The sequence below is a fragment of the Microbacterium paraoxydans genome (genome assembly GCF_019056515.1).
Taxonomy (GTDB): domain Bacteria; phylum Actinomycetota; class Actinomycetes; order Actinomycetales; family Microbacteriaceae; genus Microbacterium.
Map to the genome: position 1 here is coordinate 766,549 of NZ_CP064873.1, position 18,700 is coordinate 785,248.

11 protein-coding genes are annotated in these 18,700 nt (G+C 68.7%); 10 read left to right on the top strand and 1 reads right to left on the bottom strand.

Annotated elements, in window-relative coordinates:
- Positions 1 to 4: 4 nt before the first annotated feature.
- From IZR02_RS03595 to IZR02_RS03610, 4 genes are read left to right on the top strand one after another with little or no spacing between them, the layout of a single operon-like run.
- Positions 5 to 979 carry a carbohydrate ABC transporter permease gene (locus IZR02_RS03595; RefSeq protein WP_025104420.1) on the top strand — a complete coding sequence of 325 codons (975 nt, stop codon included), beginning with the start codon at positions 5 to 7 and terminating at the stop codon, positions 977 to 979.
- Positions 976 to 1,809, top strand: a complete 834-nt coding sequence (locus tag IZR02_RS03600) for a carbohydrate ABC transporter permease (protein ID WP_025104419.1) — start codon at positions 976 to 978, stop codon at positions 1,807 to 1,809. Before IZR02_RS03595 ends, IZR02_RS03600 begins: the two co-directional genes overlap by 4 nt.
- Entirely contained in the window at positions 1,806 to 3,314 is a 1,509-nt protein-coding gene (locus IZR02_RS03605; RefSeq protein ID WP_025104418.1) for a glycoside hydrolase family 3 protein, read from the top strand. The genes IZR02_RS03600 and IZR02_RS03605 overlap by 4 nt, the downstream gene beginning before the upstream one ends.
- 14 nt (positions 3,315 to 3,328) lie before the next feature.
- The gene (locus IZR02_RS03610; RefSeq protein WP_025104417.1) at positions 3,329 to 4,204 is read left to right on the top strand and encodes a MurR/RpiR family transcriptional regulator; all 876 of its coding nucleotides are present in this window, start codon (positions 3,329 to 3,331) and stop codon (positions 4,202 to 4,204) included.
- A gap of 12 nt (positions 4,205 to 4,216) precedes the next feature.
- On the opposite strand, the gene IZR02_RS03615 is transcribed toward IZR02_RS03610, so the two are convergent.
- Positions 4,217 to 5,137, bottom strand: coding sequence for a sugar kinase (locus IZR02_RS03615; protein ID WP_025104416.1), 921 nt, complete (start codon positions 5,135 to 5,137; stop codon positions 4,217 to 4,219).
- 167 nt (positions 5,138 to 5,304) lie between these two features.
- Between IZR02_RS03615 and IZR02_RS03620 the strand changes: the two genes are divergently transcribed.
- The 6 genes from IZR02_RS03620 to rpoC all read left to right on the top strand — a co-directional run bounded on the left by IZR02_RS03620 (position 5,305) and on the right by rpoC (position 18,567).
- Positions 5,305 to 6,978: an ABC transporter substrate-binding protein gene (locus IZR02_RS03620; protein ID WP_025104415.1), complete on the top strand. Its 1,674-nt coding sequence runs from the start codon at positions 5,305 to 5,307 to the stop codon at positions 6,976 to 6,978.
- An 82-nt stretch (positions 6,979 to 7,060) separates the two neighbouring features.
- The gene (locus tag IZR02_RS03625; protein WP_025104414.1) at positions 7,061 to 8,065 is read left to right on the top strand and encodes an ABC transporter permease; all 1,005 of its coding nucleotides are present in this window, start codon (positions 7,061 to 7,063) and stop codon (positions 8,063 to 8,065) included.
- Between the two features lie 34 nt (positions 8,066 to 8,099).
- Complete coding sequence (locus IZR02_RS03630) at positions 8,100 to 9,065, top strand: ABC transporter permease (RefSeq protein WP_025104413.1); 966 nt, start codon at positions 8,100 to 8,102, stop codon at positions 9,063 to 9,065.
- A complete protein-coding gene (locus IZR02_RS03635) occupies positions 9,062 to 10,831 on the top strand; it encodes an ABC transporter ATP-binding protein (protein WP_217316567.1) in 1,770 nt (589 codons plus the stop codon). The genes IZR02_RS03630 and IZR02_RS03635 overlap by 4 nt, the downstream gene beginning before the upstream one ends.
- A 276-nt stretch (positions 10,832 to 11,107) precedes the next feature.
- The gene (gene rpoB / locus IZR02_RS03640; protein WP_025104411.1) at positions 11,108 to 14,611 is read left to right on the top strand and encodes a DNA-directed RNA polymerase subunit beta; all 3,504 of its coding nucleotides are present in this window, start codon (positions 11,108 to 11,110) and stop codon (positions 14,609 to 14,611) included.
- A gap of 80 nt (positions 14,612 to 14,691) precedes the next feature.
- Positions 14,692 to 18,567 carry a DNA-directed RNA polymerase subunit beta' gene (rpoC, locus tag IZR02_RS03645; protein ID WP_025104410.1) on the top strand — a complete coding sequence of 1,292 codons (3,876 nt, stop codon included), beginning with the start codon at positions 14,692 to 14,694 and terminating at the stop codon, positions 18,565 to 18,567.
- Positions 18,568 to 18,700 lie beyond the last annotated feature (133 nt).

The window sequence follows — 18,700 nt, forward strand, 5'->3', positions numbered from 1 at the left end:
TTCCATGTCGATGGTGCAAGCGCCACTGCCGGCCACGAAGGCGGAGCCCTCCTCCGCCTCCGTGGCCGGCGGCCGGAAGCGTCGCGGTCTCTCGATCGTCACGGCCCGCCCCTGGCTCCTCCTCGCCCCCGGGCTGATCATCCTCGCGGGGCTCATGCTCTGGCCGCTCGTGCAGGTGTTCCTCTACTCGCTGCAGGACTACGGTCTGCGCGAGATCAACACCGGTGAGAGCAACTGGATCGGGCTGGCCAACTACGCCGAGGCGCTCACCAATCCGACCCTGTGGACGGTGGTGCTCCCCAACACGGTCGGCTTCGCCGCCGTCGCGGTGTTCACCACCGTCGCACTCGGAACCCTCGTGGCGCTGCTGCTGGCGCGCCTGGGTACCGTGTGGCGCACCATCGTCTCCAGCTGCATCATGGTCGCGTGGGCGATGCCCGCCGTGACCGGCACGTACGTCTGGACCTTCATCTTCGATGCCGACCGCGGCATCTTCAACAGCGTCCTGCAGGACCTCGGCCTCATCGACGGCCAGGTCAACTGGTTCACCAACCAGTGGTCGTTCTACGCGATCGTGCTGCTGAACGTCGTCCACCACGGCTTCCCGTTCGTGGCCATCACCGTGCTCGCCGGGCTCCTGGGCGTCTCGAAGGAGATGCTCGAGGCGGCGGCGCTCGACGGGGCCGGCGCGTGGCGCCGCTTCTGGAAGATCATCTTCCCGACGCTCAAGCCCGTCTTCTCCGTCGTCATCATCCTGTCGACGATCTGGGACTTCAAGGTCTTCGCGCAGGTGTACCTCATGCCCGGCGGCAGCGGCGGCAACCGTCAGGTGCTCAACCTCGGCGTGTGGTCGTACGTGGAGTCGTTCGGTCAGAACCGCTACGGATTCGGTGCCGCGCTCGCGGTGCTGTTGACCCTCGTCCTGATCGGCATCACGATCGTCTACATCCGCTCCCTCATGAAGGAGGACGAGCTGTGAACCCCCGCCCCAGGCTCCGGTCGCGGATCGGACTCGGCATCGGCGTCGCCGCCGTCCTCGTCTTCACGCTGTTCCCCGTCTACTGGATGGTCTCCAGCGCCTTCGACGCCAAGGCGTCCAGCGGCGGGCAGTCGCTCCTCCCGCAGGAGTTCACGTGGGACAACTTCGCCTTCGTGCTCACGGAGGGCGGCTTCGGCACGTACCTGCGCAACTCGGCGATCGTGGCCCTCGTCACGGTGCTCGTCAGCGCCATCGTCTGCCTGCTCGCGGCGGTCGCCGTCGCGCGCTTCCGCTTCAAGTTCCGCACCACGGTGCTGATGATGATCCTCGTGGTGCAGATGGTGCCGCTCGAGGCACTCGTCATCCCGCTGTTCCTCCAGGTGAAGAGCCTCGGTCTGCTCAACAGCATCATCGGCCTGATGGTCGTCTACGTGGCGCTGTCGCTCGCGTTCGGCATCTGGATGCTGCGCGGCTTCGTCGCGGCCGTCCCGGTCGAGCTCGAAGAGGCCGCCTACATCGACGGCGCGAGCTGGTGGCGGATGTTCCGCTCGATCCTCCTGCCGCTCGTGATGCCCGGTCTCGTCGCGACGAGCATCTTCAGCTTCATCACGGCGTGGAACGAGTTCATCTTCGCCATGACGATCCTCGGCGCGCAGACCGACCAGTACACGGTCTCGATCGGCCTCAAGTCGTTCTTCGGCCTGTACTCCAACGACTGGGGCAGCATCATGGCCGCCTCGACGATCATCACCGTGCCCGTCATGATCTTCTTCGTCATCGTGCAGCGCCGGCTCTCCGCCGGCATGGTCGCGGGGGCGGTGAAGGGATGACCGACGAGCTCGAGCGCCTCGCGAACGGCGTGCTCTGGCCCGGATTCCTCGGCACCACGGCCCCCGCCTGGCTCGTGGAGGAGCTGCGCGACGGCCTGGCCGGTGTCGTGTACTTCGGCCAGAACGTCGGCGAGGGACTGCCCGCGCTGAGCGCGCAGATCCTGAACGCGAACCCGGACGCCCTGATCGGCGTCGACGAGGAGGGCGGCAGCGTCACGCGCCTGGAGTCCGGGAGCGGCTCCACCCTCCCCGGGGCCGCGCAGCTCGGCGCCCTCGACGACGTCGTCGCATCGGAGCGGACCGGGGCGGAACTCGCCCGCCGCGTGCGCGCCGTCGGGGCGAACGTCGTGCTCGGTCCGGTCGCCGACGTCAACACCGACCCGCGCAACCCCGTCATCGGCGTGCGCTCGTTCGGGTCCGAGGAGGCGCTGGTGACGCGTCACGTCGTCGCCACGGTCGACGGCATCCAGGACGGCGGGGCGGCCGCGTGCGTCAAGCACTTCCCCGGTCACGGCGACACCCACCTCGACTCCCACCACGCACTGCCCGAGATCGCGCTCGACGTGGCCGAGTACGAGCGCGTGCACCTCGAGCCGTTCCGCGCCGCCGTGGAGGCGGGGGTGGACGCGATCATGACCGCGCACATCGTCGTCCCCGCGTGGGGCGCGCAGCCGGCCACCCTCAACCCGCGCGTGCTCGGCATGCTGCGGGAGTGGGGCTTCCAGGGCGTCATCATCACCGACGCGCTGGACATGGCCGCGATCCGCGAGACCGTCGGACTCGGCGGGGGCGCCGCCCTCGCTCTGGCCGCCGGCGCCGACCTGCTGTGCATCGGCAACCCGACCAACCCCGGCGAGGCCGCTCTTCCCGACCAGGACCGGCGCGACTTCCTCGCCGCCCGCGACGGGATCGTCGCCGCGCTGCGGGACGGCTCGCTCTCCCGGGAGCGCGTCGAGGAGGCCGCCGCGCGGGTGTCGGCTCTCGCGACCCGGCTGCGCACGAGCGCGACCTCGGACGAGGAGGCTGCCGCGTTCGACGCCGCCGAGATCGTCCGCCGGTCCGTGTCGCTCGCCGGCGATGCCCCCGAGGCCGCGGAGGCCCTGGCGGTGATCGATGCCCGCCGTCGCTCGACGCTCGCGGTCGACAGCGCCGCCTCGTACGTCGCGGAGGCGCTCGCGGGAGACGGCATCCGCGTGCGGCTCGACGTGGCCGCACGGCCCGTGGTCGAGCAGGACGCCGTGATCGACGAGGTCGCCGCGGCGACCGGCACGACGGTCGTCCTCGTGGATCGACCGGATGCGGAGCCGGCGCAGCGGGCGCTGATCGAGCGGACCGCGCTCCGGGACCCGGATGCGGTCGTGGTGAACGTCGGCCTGCCCGTGCAGGAGCCGCTGCCGCTGCCCACCGTCGAGGTCGGCGCGGCCAGCCGGCTCGGCGCCCAGACCGCGCGGGACGCGCTGCTCGGCCGCTTCCGGCCGCGACAGAGGACGACCGCCGCCGGTTGAGACGGGATCAGCGCATGGACGACGACGTTCTGGCCGTGGTGCGGCGCTCCCTCCCCAAGCTCAGCGCGGCGGAGGGACGCGTCGCCGAGAGAATCCTCGGCGACCCCACCCTCGTGGTGGACCTCGCGATCAACGATCTCGCGCAGCTCTGCCAGACCTCGCTGTCGACCGTCGCCCGCTTCGCGCAGTCGCTCGGCTACAGCGGCTACCGGGAGCTGAGGGTCGCCGTCGCGCGGGCGGTCACCCTGGCCCAGGCGCAGCAGGCCCGGTTCGGACTCGACTCCACGGCGATCGACCGCGACGACGGCCCGGCCGCGATCGCCGCGAAGCTCGCGGCCCAGGAGATCGACGCGATCGAGAAGACCGCCCGGGCTCTCGATGCGGACGCCCTCGACCGGGTCGCGCGGGCGGTGGTCGTGGCGCGGCACATCGACCTGTTCGGGCAGGCGGCGTCATCGCTGACGGCCCAGGACCTGCAGCTCAAGCTCTCCCGGATCGGCTGCTCCGTGACCCACTCGGCCGATCCGCATCTCGCGGTCACCGCGGCCGCATTGCGGTCCTCCGCGGATGTGGCGATCGCCTTCTCGCACGGCGGCGAGACGGCCGAGACGGTTCGTGCCCTGGAGGTCGCCCGGGCCGCGGGCGCCCTTGCGGTGGCCGTGACGAGCGCGGCCGACTCCCCGCTCGCGGCCCTCGCCGACGTCGTGCTCCTCAGCCAGGCCCAGGAGTCGCCGTTCCGGATGGCCGCCATGTCGAGCCGGATCGCGCAGCTCGCGCTCATCGACGTGCTGTTCGTGCGCATCGTGCAGCACCGGGGCGAGCACGTCGCGGTGTCCCTGCAGCGCACGCACGACGCGGTTCCGCCACGGCGCGGGCACCCCGCGGACTGAGCCGCCGCCGGCTCAGTCGACGTGGTCGCGCGTGCTGGCGATCGCGCGCGTCGCGATGCGGTGGGCGCGGGCCAGGCTCCCGTGCAGCGTCAGGCCGGTGAGGACGCCGGCGAGGAAGCCGGCGGCGAAGGCGTCGCCCGCGCCGATCGTCTCCACCACCGGTGCATCGAGAGCCTCGCTGCCCACCCGGTCCGCGCCGTCGAACGCCACGGCGCCGGCGGGGTCGGTCACGACCAGGTAGCGCGGCTCGGGGAACAGCGCCCGCAGCTCGTCCGGTGCGCTCGTGCCGAATACGGCCTCGGCGTCGGGGCGGGTGCAGAACAGGACGTCGGCGCGGTGGGCGAGATCGGTGAGGACGGCGCGTCCCTCGTCCTCGCGGCCCCGCCACAGCGCGGGGCGCCAGTTCAGATCGAAGCTGACGAGACGGCCCGGTCGCGGCGCCGCGACCAGGGCCTCCTGGGCGGCGCGTGCGGAGGGCGAGAGCGCGGGCGTGATGCCGGAGGTGTGCACGAGGGCCGCCGCGGCGAGCAGGTCCACCGCCACGGGCGACTCCAGCGAGGCCGGCGACAGCGCCGCTGCGGCCGACCCGGCGCGGTAGTAGTGCATCGTCCCTTCCACGGCGCCGTCCGCCCGCGGGGAGAGCTCCTTGACGTAGAGGCCCGTCGGTGCGATCGGGTCGATCTCCACGGCCTGATCGTCGACGCCGTGCGCACGGAGCTCGGCGGTGAGGAAGCGTCCGAAGCCGTCGTCACCGACACGGGACACGACCGCGGTGCGGATGCCCGCGGAGGACAGCGCGATGGCGGTGTTCCATTCGGCCCCGGCGAGGGAGCGGTGGAACGTGCGGCAGGTCTCGAGCGGTCCGGCGGTGGCGGCGACGAGGGCGACCAGGCCCTCGCCCAGGCACACGACGCGGGGAGTGGTGTCCGGCACGTTCTGGACATTACCGGATCGAGGGCGGTGCCGCGTCGATACCGGATCGCAACCTCGGACTCTTGGCATCGGCCGGACCGCTGGGTACCTTCGAGGAATCACCGTCTCCGCGGCGACGATGCCCGGAGACGCGCAAGGAAGCGCCCGACAGGGAAGGTCATACACACATGCACCAGTCAGCCATGCCTCGGCGAGGACTCGCCGCCGTCACCGGAGCGACCATCGCCGCTCTCGCACTCGCCGGATGCGTCGCCAGCGAGCGCGGGGACAACGGGTCGGAAGGATCGGGTGACGTCGACGGCACCTTCGTCTTCGCCGCCTCGTCGGATCCCGCGAGCCTCGACCCGGCGTTCGCGCAGGACGGCGAGACTTTCCGCGTCTCCCGCCAGATCTTCGAGGGTCTGGTGGGCACGGAGCCCGGCACGGCCGACCCGGCGCCGCTGCTGGCGGAGTCGTGGGAGTCGTCCGAGGACGGCATGTCCCACACCTTCGCGCTGAAGGAGGGCGTGACCTTCCAGGACGGCACGCCGTTCAACGCCGAGGCCGTCTGCGCCAACTTCGACCGCTGGTACAACTGGACCGGTCTCGCCGCCTCCGAGGCCTTCGGGTACTACTACAACAAGCTCTTCAAGGGCTACGCCTCCAACCCGGAGGACGCGGTCTACAAGTCCTGCACGCCCGACGGCGAGAACTCCGTCACGATCGAGCTGAACAAGCCGTTCGCCGGCTTCATCGCCTCGCTGTCGCTCCCGGCCTTCGGCATGCAGAGCCCCTCGGCGATGCAGGAGTTCGGCGCGGACGAGGTCGGCGGCACCGCCGAGGCCCCGCAGCTGTCCGAGTACGCCATGGGCCACCCGGTCGGCACGGGCCCCTACCAGTTCGAGGAGTGGGCTCCGGGCGAGCAGGTCACGCTCAAGGCCTACGACGACTACTGGGGCGAGGCCGGACAGATCGACGAGATCATCTTCCGCACCATCGACGACCCGACGGCGCGTCGCCAGGCGCTCGAGTCGGGCTCCATCGACGGTTACGACCTCGTGGGCCCCGCCGACACGAAGGCCCTGGAGGAGGACGACTTCACCATGGTGTCGCGTCCCCCGTTCACGATCCTCTACCTCGCCTTCAACCAGGCGATCCCGGAGCTGCAGGACCCGAAGGTGCGCGAGGCGCTGTCCTACGCGATCGACAAGGACGCCCTGATCAGCCAGGTCCTCCCGGAGGGTACCGAGAAGGCGACGCAGTTCGTCCCGCCGGTGGTCAACGGCTACAACGACGAGGTCACGACCTACGACTACGACCCGGAGAAGGCCAAGGAGCTGCTCGCGGAGGCCGGCTACGACGAGGCGAACCCGCTGTCGCTGGACTTCAACTACCCGGTCAACGTCTCGCGTCCGTACATGCCGGACCCCGAGCAGATCTACACCGTCCTGTCCTCGCAGCTCTCGGAGGTCGGCGTGGAGACCACTCCGGTCTCCGAGGAGTGGGTCGAGTACCTCGACCGCACCACCGGCACTTCCGACCACGGCATCCACCTGCTCGGCTGGACCGGCGACTACAACGACACCGACAACTTCGTCGGTGTGTTCTTCGGCCAGCAGAGCTCGGAGTGGGGCTTCGACAACCCGGAGCTCTTCCAGGCGCTGACCGAGGCGCGCGGGGTCTCCAACCTCGACGACCAGACGGCGCTCTACGAGGACATCAACGAGATGGTCGCGGAGTTCATCCCCGGCGTCCCGCTCGCGCACCCGGCGCCGACGCTCGCCTTCGACCCGCGCGTCGAGAGCTACCCCGCCAGCCCGGTGAACGACGAGGTCTTCACGGACATCGTACTCACGAAGTAGGCCTGACCATTTGATATGCCGAGCCCCGGTTCCGCCTCGCGGGACCGGGGCACGGCGTACCTTCTGATCGACGGAGAACTCTGTGCTGCGCACCATCGGCAGGCGACTGCTGTTCCTCATCCCCACCCTGTTCGGGCTCAGCATCCTGCTGTTCGCCTGGGTCAGGGCCCTCCCCGGCGGCCCCGCGGTCGCTCTCCTCGGCGAGAAGGCCACCCCCGAGGCCATCGCCAGGGTCAACGAGCTCTACGGCTTCAACAAGCCCCTCATCGAGCAGTACTTCATCTGGGTCACGCGCCTGCTGCAGGGCGACTTCGGCACGTCCATCCAGACCAACCGGCCGGTCACGGAGGAGTTCCTCCGCCGCTTCCCCGCGACGATCGAGCTGAGCGTCGCGGCGCTCATCTTCGCGGTGGGCGTCGGCATCCCGCTCGGGTACTGGGCGGCCCGCCGCCACGGCAAGTTCACCGACCACGCGTCGGTCGTGCTGAGCCTCATCGGGATCACGATCCCGGTCTTCTTCCTGGCCTTCATCCTCAAGTACGTCTTCGCCGTGCAGCTGGGCTGGCTGCCCTCGGACGGCCGGCAGGACCCCCGCATCGATGCCACCCATCCCACCGGCTTCTACGTCTGGGACGGCATCATCACGGGGGAGTTCGACGCCGCGTGGGATGCGATCCTCCATCTGATCCTCCCGGCGCTCGCGCTCGGCACCATCCCGCTCGCGATCATCGTCCGCATCACCAGGGCGAGCGTGCTGGAGGTGCAGAACGCCGACTACGTGCGGACGGGGCGGGCGAAGGGCGTGGGCTCCGGCACGCTGCGCAGCCGGTTCATCCTCCGCAACGCCATGCTCCCCGTCATCACGACGATCGGCCTGCAGACCGGACTCCTCATCTCGGGGGCGGTGCTCACCGAGACCGTGTTCGCCTTCCCCGGCATCGGATCGTTCCTCGCGCGCGCCATCTTCACGCGCGACTTCCCGGTGCTGCAGGGGTTCATCATCTTCATCGCGATCGCCTACGCCCTCATCAACCTGGCCGTGGACGTGTCGTACAGCCTCATCGATCCGAGAGTGAGGGTGCAGTGATGTCCTCCTCCCTCATCCGAAAGGAGGCGCTCGCATGAGCATCGCCCTCCCACCCGCACAGGGGCCGTCCGCCGAGAGCGGCGGCAGCATCGACACCGTCGCCATCGCCCAGGCCGACCTCAAGGAGAGCGGCGGCGGGTTCTGGCGCGACGTGTTCCGCCGGCTCCGCCGCAATCCGACGGCGTGGATCGGCGCCGTCATCGTGCTCCTCTTCCTCCTCGTCGCGGTGCTCGCGCCGGTCCTCGCTCCGTACCCCGAGACCGCGCTCCCCGGGGCGAAGGAGATCACGCCGACGCACATCCCCGGCCCGGGGGAGCTGCCGCAGTTCCCCCTCGGTCTGGACCGGTTCGGCGGCGACGTGCTGTCCAAGCTCATCTGGGGCGCTCAGGCGTCGCTGCTGATCGGCGTCGTCTCCACTGCGATGGGTCTCGTCGGCGGCATGATCCTCGGACTCCTCGCCGGCACGTTCGGAGGCTGGGTCGACACCGTCATCATGCGCGTCGTCGACATCATCCTCTCGGTGCCGAACCTCCTGCTGGCGGTGTCGATCGCCGCGATCCTCGGACAGACGCCGTACGCCGTGATGATCGCCATCGGGGCCTCCCAGGTGCCGATCTTCGCGCGCCTGCTGCGGGCGTCCATGCTCCAGCAGCGCTCCAGCGACTACGTGCTCTCGGCGCAGACGCTCGGCCTCGGCCGCGGCCGGATCACGATGTCGCACGTCCTCCCGAACGCGATCGGGCCCGTGATCGTGCAGGGCACCCTGACCCTCGCGACCGCCGTGATCGATGCGGCGGCGCTGTCGTTCCTCGGTCTCGGCGGCGGCGGCCCCGCGACGGCCGAGTGGGGTCGCATGCTCACGTACGCGCAGGCGGAGCTGGCGATCGCCCCGTGGCTGGCGTTCCTCCCCGGCATCTGCATCGCCGTCACCGCGCTCGGCTTCACCCTGCTCGGTGAGGCGCTGCGCGAGGCCATGGACCCGAGGACGAGGGCACGATGAACATCCGCGACGAGGGCGCCGTGCGCGCCGCGAAGGAGAACGGCATGGCGGACCAGCCCCTGCTGTCGGTCGAGGGCCTGGCGGTGGACTTCGCCACCATGGACGGCGTCGTGCACGCCGTCGAGGGCGTCGACCTCGAGATCCGTCCGGGGGAGACCGTGGCGATCGTCGGCGAGTCCGGTTCCGGCAAGTCGACCACCGCGATGGCGATCATCGGGCTGCTCGCGGGCGGGGGGAAGGTGGCCGCCGGCAGCATCAAGCTCGACGGGCGGGACATCTCGCACGCCTCCGAGAGCGAGCTGCGATCGATCCGCGGACGGGACATCGGCCTTGTGCCGCAGGACCCGATGTCCAACCTCAACCCGGTCGCGAAGATCGGCACCCAGGTCGCCGAGACGCTGCTCGCCCACGGCCTCGCCACCCGGCAGAACGTGCAGTCCAAGGTCGTCGAGGCGCTGACCGCCGCCGGTCTGCCCGATCCGGAGCGGCGGGCCAAGCAGTACCCGCACGAGTTCTCCGGCGGCATGCGCCAGCGGGCGCTCATCGCCATCGGGCTGGCGTGCAAGCCGCGGCTGCTCATCGCGGACGAGCCCACCAGTGCCCTGGACGTGACGGTGCAGCAGACCATCCTCGACCAGATCGGCGAGATGACGCGGGAGCTGGGCACGGCCGTGCTCCTCATCACGCACGACCTCGGGCTCGCCGCGGAGCGGGCCGAGCGCGTGATCGTGATGCACCGCGGCAAGGTCGTCGAGCAAGGGCCGGCGCGGCGGATCCTCGAGGACCCGCAGCACCCGTACACCCAGTCGCTCGTGAAGGCGGCGCCGTCGGTGGCGGTGGCCCGGCTCCGTCCGGAGGCCTTCGTCTGGGACGCTTCGACAGGCTCAGCGACCCAGGAGGGCGCTTCGACAGGCTCAGCGACCCATAGTGAGTCTGGGTCCCTGAGCTCGTCGAAGGGCGGGTCCCTGAGCTCGTCGAAGGGCAACATCGTCGAAATCGAGAACCTCACGAAGGTGTACCCCGTGCGCGGCAAGCACGAGGACTTCGTCGCCGTCGACGACGTCTCGCTCGCGATCCCGCGCGGGGAGACCGTCGCGATCGTGGGGGAGTCCGGATCGGGTAAGACCACGACCGCGCGCATGCTGCTCAAGGTCATCGAGCCCACGAGCGGCCTCATCCGCTACGAGGGCAAGGACATCTCGACGCTGAGCCGTGCGGAGACGAAGGACTTCCGGCAGCGGGTGCAGCCGATCTTCCAGGATCCCTACTCCAGCCTGAACCCCATGTTCACGATCGAGCGCCTGATCGCGGAGCCGCTGGAGTTCTACAAGCGGGGGAGCGGGGCCGACCGGCGCAAGCGCGCGCGACAGCTCCTGGACGACGTCGCGCTGCCGCAGTCGATGCTGCGGCGCTACCCGTCCGAGCTGTCCGGTGGCCAGCGTCAGCGTGTGGCGATCGCGCGAGCGCTGGCCCTCTCGCCGGACCTCATCGTGTGCGACGAGCCCGTGTCGGCGCTCGACGTGCTCGTGCAGGACCAGATCCTGCGGCTGCTGGGCGACCTCCAGCGCGAGTACGGGCTGAGCTACCTGTTCATCTCGCACGACCTCGCGGTGGTGCGTCTCATCAGCGACTACGTGTGCGTGATGAAGGACGGGAAGCTCGTGGAGGCCGCGTCGTCGGAGGAGATCTTCACGAATCCCCGCGACCCCTACACGCGCCGCCTCCTCGCCTCGATCCCCGGCAACGAGCTCAACATCGCCTCCTGACCCGAGACCCCGGTTTCGCGCCCAAACCCCGCCCTGCCTCCGCGGCGAGGGCGGGGTTTCGGCGCGCAGGCGGGGTCTCGGCGGTCCCATTACCGCAGCATCGAAGATTGGTCAAGGATTGCGCTTGCCATGTCGCGAGATCGCGTCTATAGTTGGTAGTTGCGCTCGCTTCTCCCTGCCCTCATATGGTGGTCGGCATCTCGTGAGCTTCTGAGCGCACTCCACCTGACGACAAAGGAATCGAGAAGCCCTGCGGGGCTCACGGAGGTTATTCCCTTGGCTGCTGCTCCCAACGCATCCACATCCACCACCACCAAGAACGGACGCGGAGCTTCCCGTCTCTCGTTCGCCAAGATCTCCGACACGCTGACGGTCCCCGACCTTCTCGCCCTGCAGACCGAGTCCTTCGGTTGGCTGGTCGGCAACGACGCCTGGAAGGCGCGCGTGGCCGAGGCCAAGGCCGCCGGTCGCACCGACGTGAACGAGAACAGCGGTCTGGGCGAGATCTTCGAGGAGATCTCCCCGATCGAGGACCTCGGCGAGACGATGCAGCTGTCGTTCACGAACCCGTACCTCGAGCCCGAGAAGTACTCCATCGAGGAGTGCAAGGAGCGTGGCAAGACCTACGCGGCCCCGCTCTACGTCGAGGCCGAGTTCATGAACCACCTCACGGGTGAGATCAAGACCCAGACGGTCTTCATGGGCGACTTCCCGCTCCAGACCGACAAGGGCACGTTCATCATCAACGGCTCCGAGCGCGTCGTCGTCTCGCAGCTCGTGCGCTCGCCGGGTGTCTACTTCGACAAGACCCCCGACAAGACGAGTGACAAGGACATCGTCTCGGCGCGCGTCATCCCGAGCCGCGGTGCCTGGCTCGAGTTCGAGATCGACAAGCGCGACCAGGTCGGCGTCCGCGTCGACCGCAAGCGCAAGCAGTCCGTGACGGTCTTCCTCAAGGCGCTGGGCATGACCAGCGAGGAGATCCTCGAGGAGTTCGCCGGCTACACCTCCATCGAGGAGACGCTCGCGAAGGACACGATCGTCACCAAGGAAGACGCGCTGCGCGACATCTACCGCAAGCTGCGTCCGGGCGAGCAGGTGGCCGCCGAGGCCGCCCGCGCGCTGCTCGACAACTTCTACTTCAACCCGAAGCGCTACGACCTCGCCAAGGTCGGCCGGTACAAGATCAACCACAAGCTGGGTCTCGACACCCCGCTGACGGAGTCGGTGCTGACGGTGCAGGACATCGTCGCCACGATCAAGTACCTCGTGCGTCTGCACGCGGGCACCGAGGAGACCTTCGAGGGCATCCGCGGCGGCAAGAAGACCGAGATCCGCCTCGCGACCGACGACATCGACAACTTCGGCAACCGTCGCATCCGCGCGGTCGGCGAGCTCATCCAGAACCAGGTCCGCACGGGTCTGTCCCGTATGGAGCGCGTCGTCCGCGAGCGCATGACCACGCAGGACATCGAGGCCATCACGCCGCAGACCCTGATCAACGTGCGCCCCGTCGTCGCCGCGATCAAGGAGTTCTTCGGAACCTCGCAGCTGTCGCAGTTCATGGACCAGAACAACCCGCTCGCGGGTCTGACCAACAAGCGCCGTCTGTCGGCTCTCGGCCCCGGTGGTCTGAGCCGTGACCGCGCCGGCGTCGAGGTCCGCGACGTCCACCCCTCGCACTACGGCCGCATGTGCCCGATCGAGACGCCGGAAGGCCCGAACATCGGTCTGATCGGTGCGCTCGCGACCTTCGCGCGCATCAACTCGTTCGGCTTCATCGAGACCCCGTACCGCAAGGTCGTCGACGGTGTCGTGACCGACCAGATCGACTACCTGACCGCCTCCGAGGAGGTCGACTTCAACATCGCGCAGGCCAACGCGCCGCTCGACGCGAAGGGTCGCTTCCGCGAGAGCCACGTGCTCGCGCGCCCCAAGGGCGGCAGCGGTGAGGTCGACCTGTTCCTCCCGGAGGAGATCGGCTACATCGACGTCTCGCCGCGCCAGATGGTGTCGGTCGCGACCTCGCTCGTGCCCTTCCTCGAGCACGACGACGCGCAGCGCGCGCTCATGGGCGCCAACATGCAGCGTCAGGCCGTGCCGCTGCTCCGCAGCGACTCGCCGCTCGTCGGAACCGGTATGGAGGGCTACACGGCCATCGACGCCGGTGACGTGATCACCGCCGAGAAGGCCGGTGTCGTCTCCGAGGTCTCCGCGGACCGCGTCGTCGTCATGCTCGACGAGGGCGGCACGCAGGAGTACCACCTGCGCAAGTTCGACCGCTCGAACCAGGGCACCTCCTACAACCAGAAGGTCGTCGTCTCGGCCGGTGAGCGCGTCGAGGTCGGAGAGGTCATCGCCGATGGCCCCGCCACCGAGAACGGCGAGCTGGCCCTCGGGAAGAACCTCCTCGTCGCGTTCATGACGTGGGAGGGCTACAACTTCGAGGACGCCATCATCCTGAGCCAGGACCTGGTGAAGGACGACACCCTCTCGTCGATCCACATCGAGGAGTACGAGGTCGACGCCCGCGACACCAAGCTCGGCAAGGAGGAGATCACCCGTGACCTCCCCAACGTCAGCCCGGAGCTGCTGAAGGACCTCGACGAGCGCGGCATCATCCGCATCGGCGCCGAGGTCCGCCCCGGCGACATCCTCGTCGGCAAGGTCACGCCGAAGGGTGAGACCGAGCTGTCGGCCGAGGAGCGTCTGCTCCGCGCGATCTTCAACGAGAAGAGCCGCGAGGTCCGCGACACGTCGCTGAAGGTGCCCCACGGTGAGCAGGGCACGATCATCGCGGTCAAGGAGTTCAACGCCGAGGACGGCGACGACGAGCTCGGCTCCGGCGTCAACCGCCGCGTCGTGGTCTACATCGCCCAGAAGCGCAAGATCACCGAGGGCGACAAGCTCGCCGGCCGCCACGGCAACAAGGGTGTCATCGCGAAGATCCTGCCCGTCGAGGACATGCCGTTCCTCGCGGACGGCACCCCGGTGGACATCGTCCTCAACCCGCTCGGCATCCCGGGTCGAATGAACTTCGGCCAGGTCCTCGAGACCCACCTCGGGTGGATCGCGAAGCAGGGCTGGAAGGTCGAGGGCACCCCGGAGTGGGCCGCCAAGCTGCCGCAGCAGGCGTTCGAGGCCGCGCCCGGCACCAAGGTCGCCACCCCGGTGTTCGACGGTGCCAGCGAGGAGGAGATCTCCGGTCTGCTCGACTCGACGCTCCCGACCCGTGACGGCCTCCGCCTGATCGACTCGAGCGGCAAGACGCAGCTGTTCGACGGCCGCTCCGGCGAGCCGTTCCCGGCGCCGATCTCCGTGGGCTACATGTACATCCTGAAGCTCCACCACCTGGTGGACGACAAGATCCACGCCCGCTCCACCGGTCCGTACTCGATGATCACCCAGCAGCCGCTCGGTGGTAAGGCGCAGTTCGGTGGACAGCGCTTCGGTGAGATGGAGGTGTGGGCCCTCGAGGCCTACGGTGCGGCGTACGCCCTCCAGGAGCTCCTCACGATCAAGTCCGACGACATCCTCGGCCGCGTCAAGGTGTACGAGGCCATCGTCAAGGGCGAGAACATCCAGGAGCCCGGCATCCCCGAGTCGTTCAAGGTGCTCATGAAGGAGATGCAGTCGCTCTGCCTGAACGTCGAGGTCCTCTCGGCCGACGGCACGCTGGTCAACCTCCGCGACACCGACGACGAGGCGTTCCGCGCCGCAGAGGAACTCGGTATCAACATCTCCAGCCGCTTCGAGGCCGCCTCGATCGACGAGATCTAATCCTTCGGTAGGCCCGGGACACACGTCCCGGGCCCACCGAAGCAGACTTCTCAAAAAGAATTTCCGACACAGGAGAACTAGTGCTCGAGTCCACAACCTTCGATGAGCTTCGCATCGGCCTGGCGACCGCAGACCACATCCGCGCGTGGTCCTACGGCGAGGTCAAGAAGCCCGAAACCATCAACTACCGCACCCTCAAGCCGGAGAAGGACGGTCTCTTCGGAGAGCAGATCTTCGGCCCGTCCCGTGACTGGGAGTGCGCCTGCGGCAAGTACAAGCGCGTCCGCTTCAAGGGCATCGTCTGCGAGCGCTGCGGCGTGGAGGTCACCAAGAGCTCCGTCCGTCGTGAGCGCATGGGTCACATCGAGCTCGCCGCTCCCGTCACCCACATCTGGTACTTCAAGGGCGTGCCCTCGCGCCTCGGCTACCTGCTGGACATGGCGCCGAAGGACCTCGAGAAGGTCATCTACTTCGCCGCGTACATGGTCATCTCGGTCGACGAGGAGGCCCGTCACCGCGACCTGGGTACCCAGGAGAACAACATCCGTCTCGAGCTGAAGACGCTCGGCGACCGCCGCGACGCGAAGATCGCGGAGCGCCTGGCGAAGCTGGAGGAGGAGCTCGCGGCCCTCGAGGCCGAGGGTGCCAAGGCCGACGCCAAGAAGAAGGTCAAGGACGCCGCCGAGAAGGAGATGTCGCTCATCCGCAAGGGTGCCGACGAGGCGATCCTGAAGCTGGAGCGCGTGTGGGAGGACTTCCGCACGCTCGAGGTCGGTGCCCTGCGCCCGGAGGACGACGTCTTCCACGAGCTGCAGGACCGCTTCGGCCAGTACTTCGAGGCCTACATGGGTGCCGAGGCGATCCAGCGTCGCCTGGCCGCGTTCGACCTGGCCGCCGAGGCCGAGAGCCTGCACCTGCAGATCTCGGAGGGCAAGGGCCAGCGCAAGATCCGTGCGATCAAGCGCCTCAAGGTCGTCAACTCGTTCCTCGAGACCGGCATGAGCCCGGCCGCGATGGTGCTCGACGTCGTCCCGGTGATCCCGCCGGAGCTGCGTCCGATGGTCCAGCTCGACGGTGGCCGCTTCGCGACCTCCGACCTGAACGACCTGTACCGCCGCGTGATCAACCGCAACAACCGTCTCCGTCGCCTGATCGACCTCGGTGCCCCCGAGATCATCGTCAACAACGAGAAGCGGATGCTGCAGGAGGCCGTCGACGCGCTGTTCGACAACGGCCGCCGCGGTCGCCCCGTCACGGGTACCGGCAACCGCGCCCTGAAGTCCCTGAGCGACATGCTCAAGGGAAAGCAGGGGCGCTTCCGCCAGAACCTGCTCGGCAAGCGTGTCGACTACTCGGGCCGTTCGGTCATCGTCGTCGGCCCGCAGCTCAAGCTGCACCAGTGCGGTCTGCCCAAGCAGATGGCGCTCGAGCTCTTCAAGCCGTTCGTCATCAAGCGCCTGATCGACCTCGGTCACTCGCAGAACATCAAGGCTGCCAAGCGCGCCGTCGAGCGCACCCGTCCCGAGGTCTGGGACGTGCTCGAGGAGATCATCCGCGAGCGTCCGGTGCTGCTGAACCGTGCACCCACCCTGCACCGTCTCGGCATCCAGGCGTTCGAGCCGCAGCTCGTCGAGGGCAAGGCCATCCAGCTGCACCCGCTCGTCTGCGCGGCGTTCAACGCCGACTTCGACGGTGACCAGATGGCTGTCCACCTGCCGCTGTCGGTCGAGGCTCAGGCCGAGGCCCGCGTGCTCATGCTCGCGTCGAACAACATCCTGAAGCCGTCGGACGGCCGTCCGGTCACCCTGCCCTCGCAGGACATGATCATCGGTCTGCACCACCTGACGACGGTCAAGGCCGGCGCCAAGGGCGAGGGTCGTGCGTTCGGCTCCGTCGGCGAGGCACAGCTCGCGTACGACGAGGGCACGCTCGACCTGCAGGCGAAGGTCCGCATCCGCATCCCGGGTCTGGCCTTCCTCGAGGGCGAGGCTCCCGAGGGCTACGAGAAGCACGGCCTGGTCGACGCGTCGCTGGGTCAGGCGATCTTCAACGACGCGCTGCCGAAGGGCTACCCCTTCGTCCGCGAGCAGGCCGACAAGGGCAAGCTGTCGCAGATCGTCAACAAGCTGGCCGAGGAGTACCCCAAGGTCGAGACGGCCGCCACGCTGGACCGCATCAAGGATGCCGGTTTCTACTGGGCGACCCGTTCGGGTGTGACCGTCGCGCTGAGCGACATCCTCACCCCGCCGAACAAGGCGGAGATCGTCGCGGGCTACGAGAAGCAGGCCGCGAAGGTCCAGTCCCAGTACGAGAAGGGCCTCACGACCGACGCCGAGCGTCGTCAGGAGCTCATCAAGATCTGGACCGAGGCGACCGACGAGGTGCAGGCCGCGATGAAGGCGCACTTCCCGGAGGACAACACCATCAACCGCATGGTGTCCTCTGGCGCTCGTGGTAACTGGCTGCAGATCCGGAACATCGCCGGTATGCGTGGTCTGGTGAACAACCCCAAGGGTGAGATCATCCCGCGTCCGATCATCTCCTCGTACCGCGAGGGTCTGTCGGTGGCGGAGTACTTCATCGCGACGCACGGTACCCGTAAGGGTCTGGCCGACACCGCTCTGCGTACCGCCGACTCGGGTTACCTGACCCGTCGTCTGGTGGACGTCTCGCAGGACGTCATCATCCGCGAAGAGGACTGCGGCACGTCGAAGGGCCTCGAGCTCCCGATCGCCGCTCCGAACTCGCAGGGTGAGCTGGTGCGCGACGCGAACGTCGAGAACTCGGTGTTCGCCCGCACGCTGGCCTCCGACGTGGTGAACGCGTCGGGCGAGGTCCTGGCCGCGGCCGGCGACGACGTGGGCGACGTGCTCATCGACAAGCTGGTCGCCGCGGGCGTCGAGACCATCAAGGTCCGCTCGGTCCTGACCTGCGACTCCGCCGTCGGCGTGTGCGCGCAGTGCTACGGCCGTTCGCTCGCGACCGGCAAGACCGTCGACATCGGCGAGGCCGTCGGCATCATCGCGGCCCAGTCGATCGGTGAGCCCGGTACCCAGCTGACGATGCGTACCTTCCACACCGGTGGTTCGGCGTCGGCGGATGACATCACGCAGGGTCTGCCCCGTGTGCAGGAGCTGTTCGAGGCGCGTACCCCCAAGGGTGCATCGCCGATCGCGGAGGCCGACGGCCGCATCACGATCGACGAGACCGAGAAGGCCAAGAAGGTCATCCTCACGCCCGACAACGGCGACGAGCCCGTCGTCTACCCGGTGCTGAAGCGTGCCACCCTCCTCGTCGAGGACGGCCAGCACGTCTCGGTCGGTCAGCCCCTGCAGGTCGGCACGCTCGACCCCAAGGAGGTCATGCGCGTCATGGGTGCCCGCGAGGTGCAGAAGTACCTCGTCGGCGGTGTCCAGGGCGTCTACCGCTCGCAGGGTGTGCCGATCCACGACAAGCACATCGAGGTCATCGTCCGCCAGATGCTCCGCAAGGTCACCGTCGTCGACCACGCCGACACGACCCTGCTGCCGGGTGAGATGGTCGACCTGAAGCGCTACCAGCAGATCAACCGCGAGGCCGTGGCCGAGGGCAAGCGCCCCGCGTCCGGTCGCCCGGAGCTGATGGGTATCACGAAGGCGTCGCTCGCGACCGAGTCGTGGCTGTCCGCTGCGTCCTTCCAGGAGACGACCCGCGTGCTCACGCAGGCCGCCATGGAGGGCAAGCGCGACCCGCTGGTCGGTCTCAAGGAGAACGTCATCATCGGAAAGCTCATCCCCGCCGGAACCGGTCTCTCGAAGTACCGCGACGTCACGGTCGAGGCCACCGAGGAAGCCAAGAGTGAGCGCTACCCGAACCGGATCTTCGCATCCGACGGCGCGTACGCGGACGGCGACTTCGGCTACGTCGACTTCGACGCGTTCTCGACGGACGACATCACCCCCGGTACCTACAACTGAGGTGTGAGTGAGTGAACGAAGGCCCCGGGGTTCTCCCCGGGGCCTTCGTCGTCCCTCGGCGCGGTCGGGTGTGCACAGCTTCGGAGATCCGGCGCGGCGCGCCGCCGGTGGGGCTCATCCATCGGGGTGTCGG

Bases quoted from the DNA above. Each gene is read 5' to 3' on its own strand.
- IZR02_RS03635 (WP_217316567.1), top strand. From the start codon at position 9,062: ATGAACATCCGCGACGAGGGCGCCGTGCGCGCCGCGAAGGAGAACGGC.
- IZR02_RS03630 (WP_025104413.1), top strand. From the start codon at position 8,100: ATGAGCATCGCCCTCCCACCCGCACAGGGGCCGTCCGCCGAGAGCGGC.
- IZR02_RS03605 (WP_025104418.1), top strand. From the start codon at position 1,806: ATGACCGACGAGCTCGAGCGCCTCGCGAACGGCGTGCTCTGGCCCGGA.
- IZR02_RS03610 (WP_025104417.1), top strand. From the start codon at position 3,329: ATGGACGACGACGTTCTGGCCGTGGTGCGGCGCTCCCTCCCCAAGCTC.
- IZR02_RS03620 (WP_025104415.1), top strand. From the start codon at position 5,305: ATGCACCAGTCAGCCATGCCTCGGCGAGGACTCGCCGCCGTCACCGGA.
- IZR02_RS03595 (WP_025104420.1), top strand. From the start codon at position 5: ATGTCGATGGTGCAAGCGCCACTGCCGGCCACGAAGGCGGAGCCCTCC.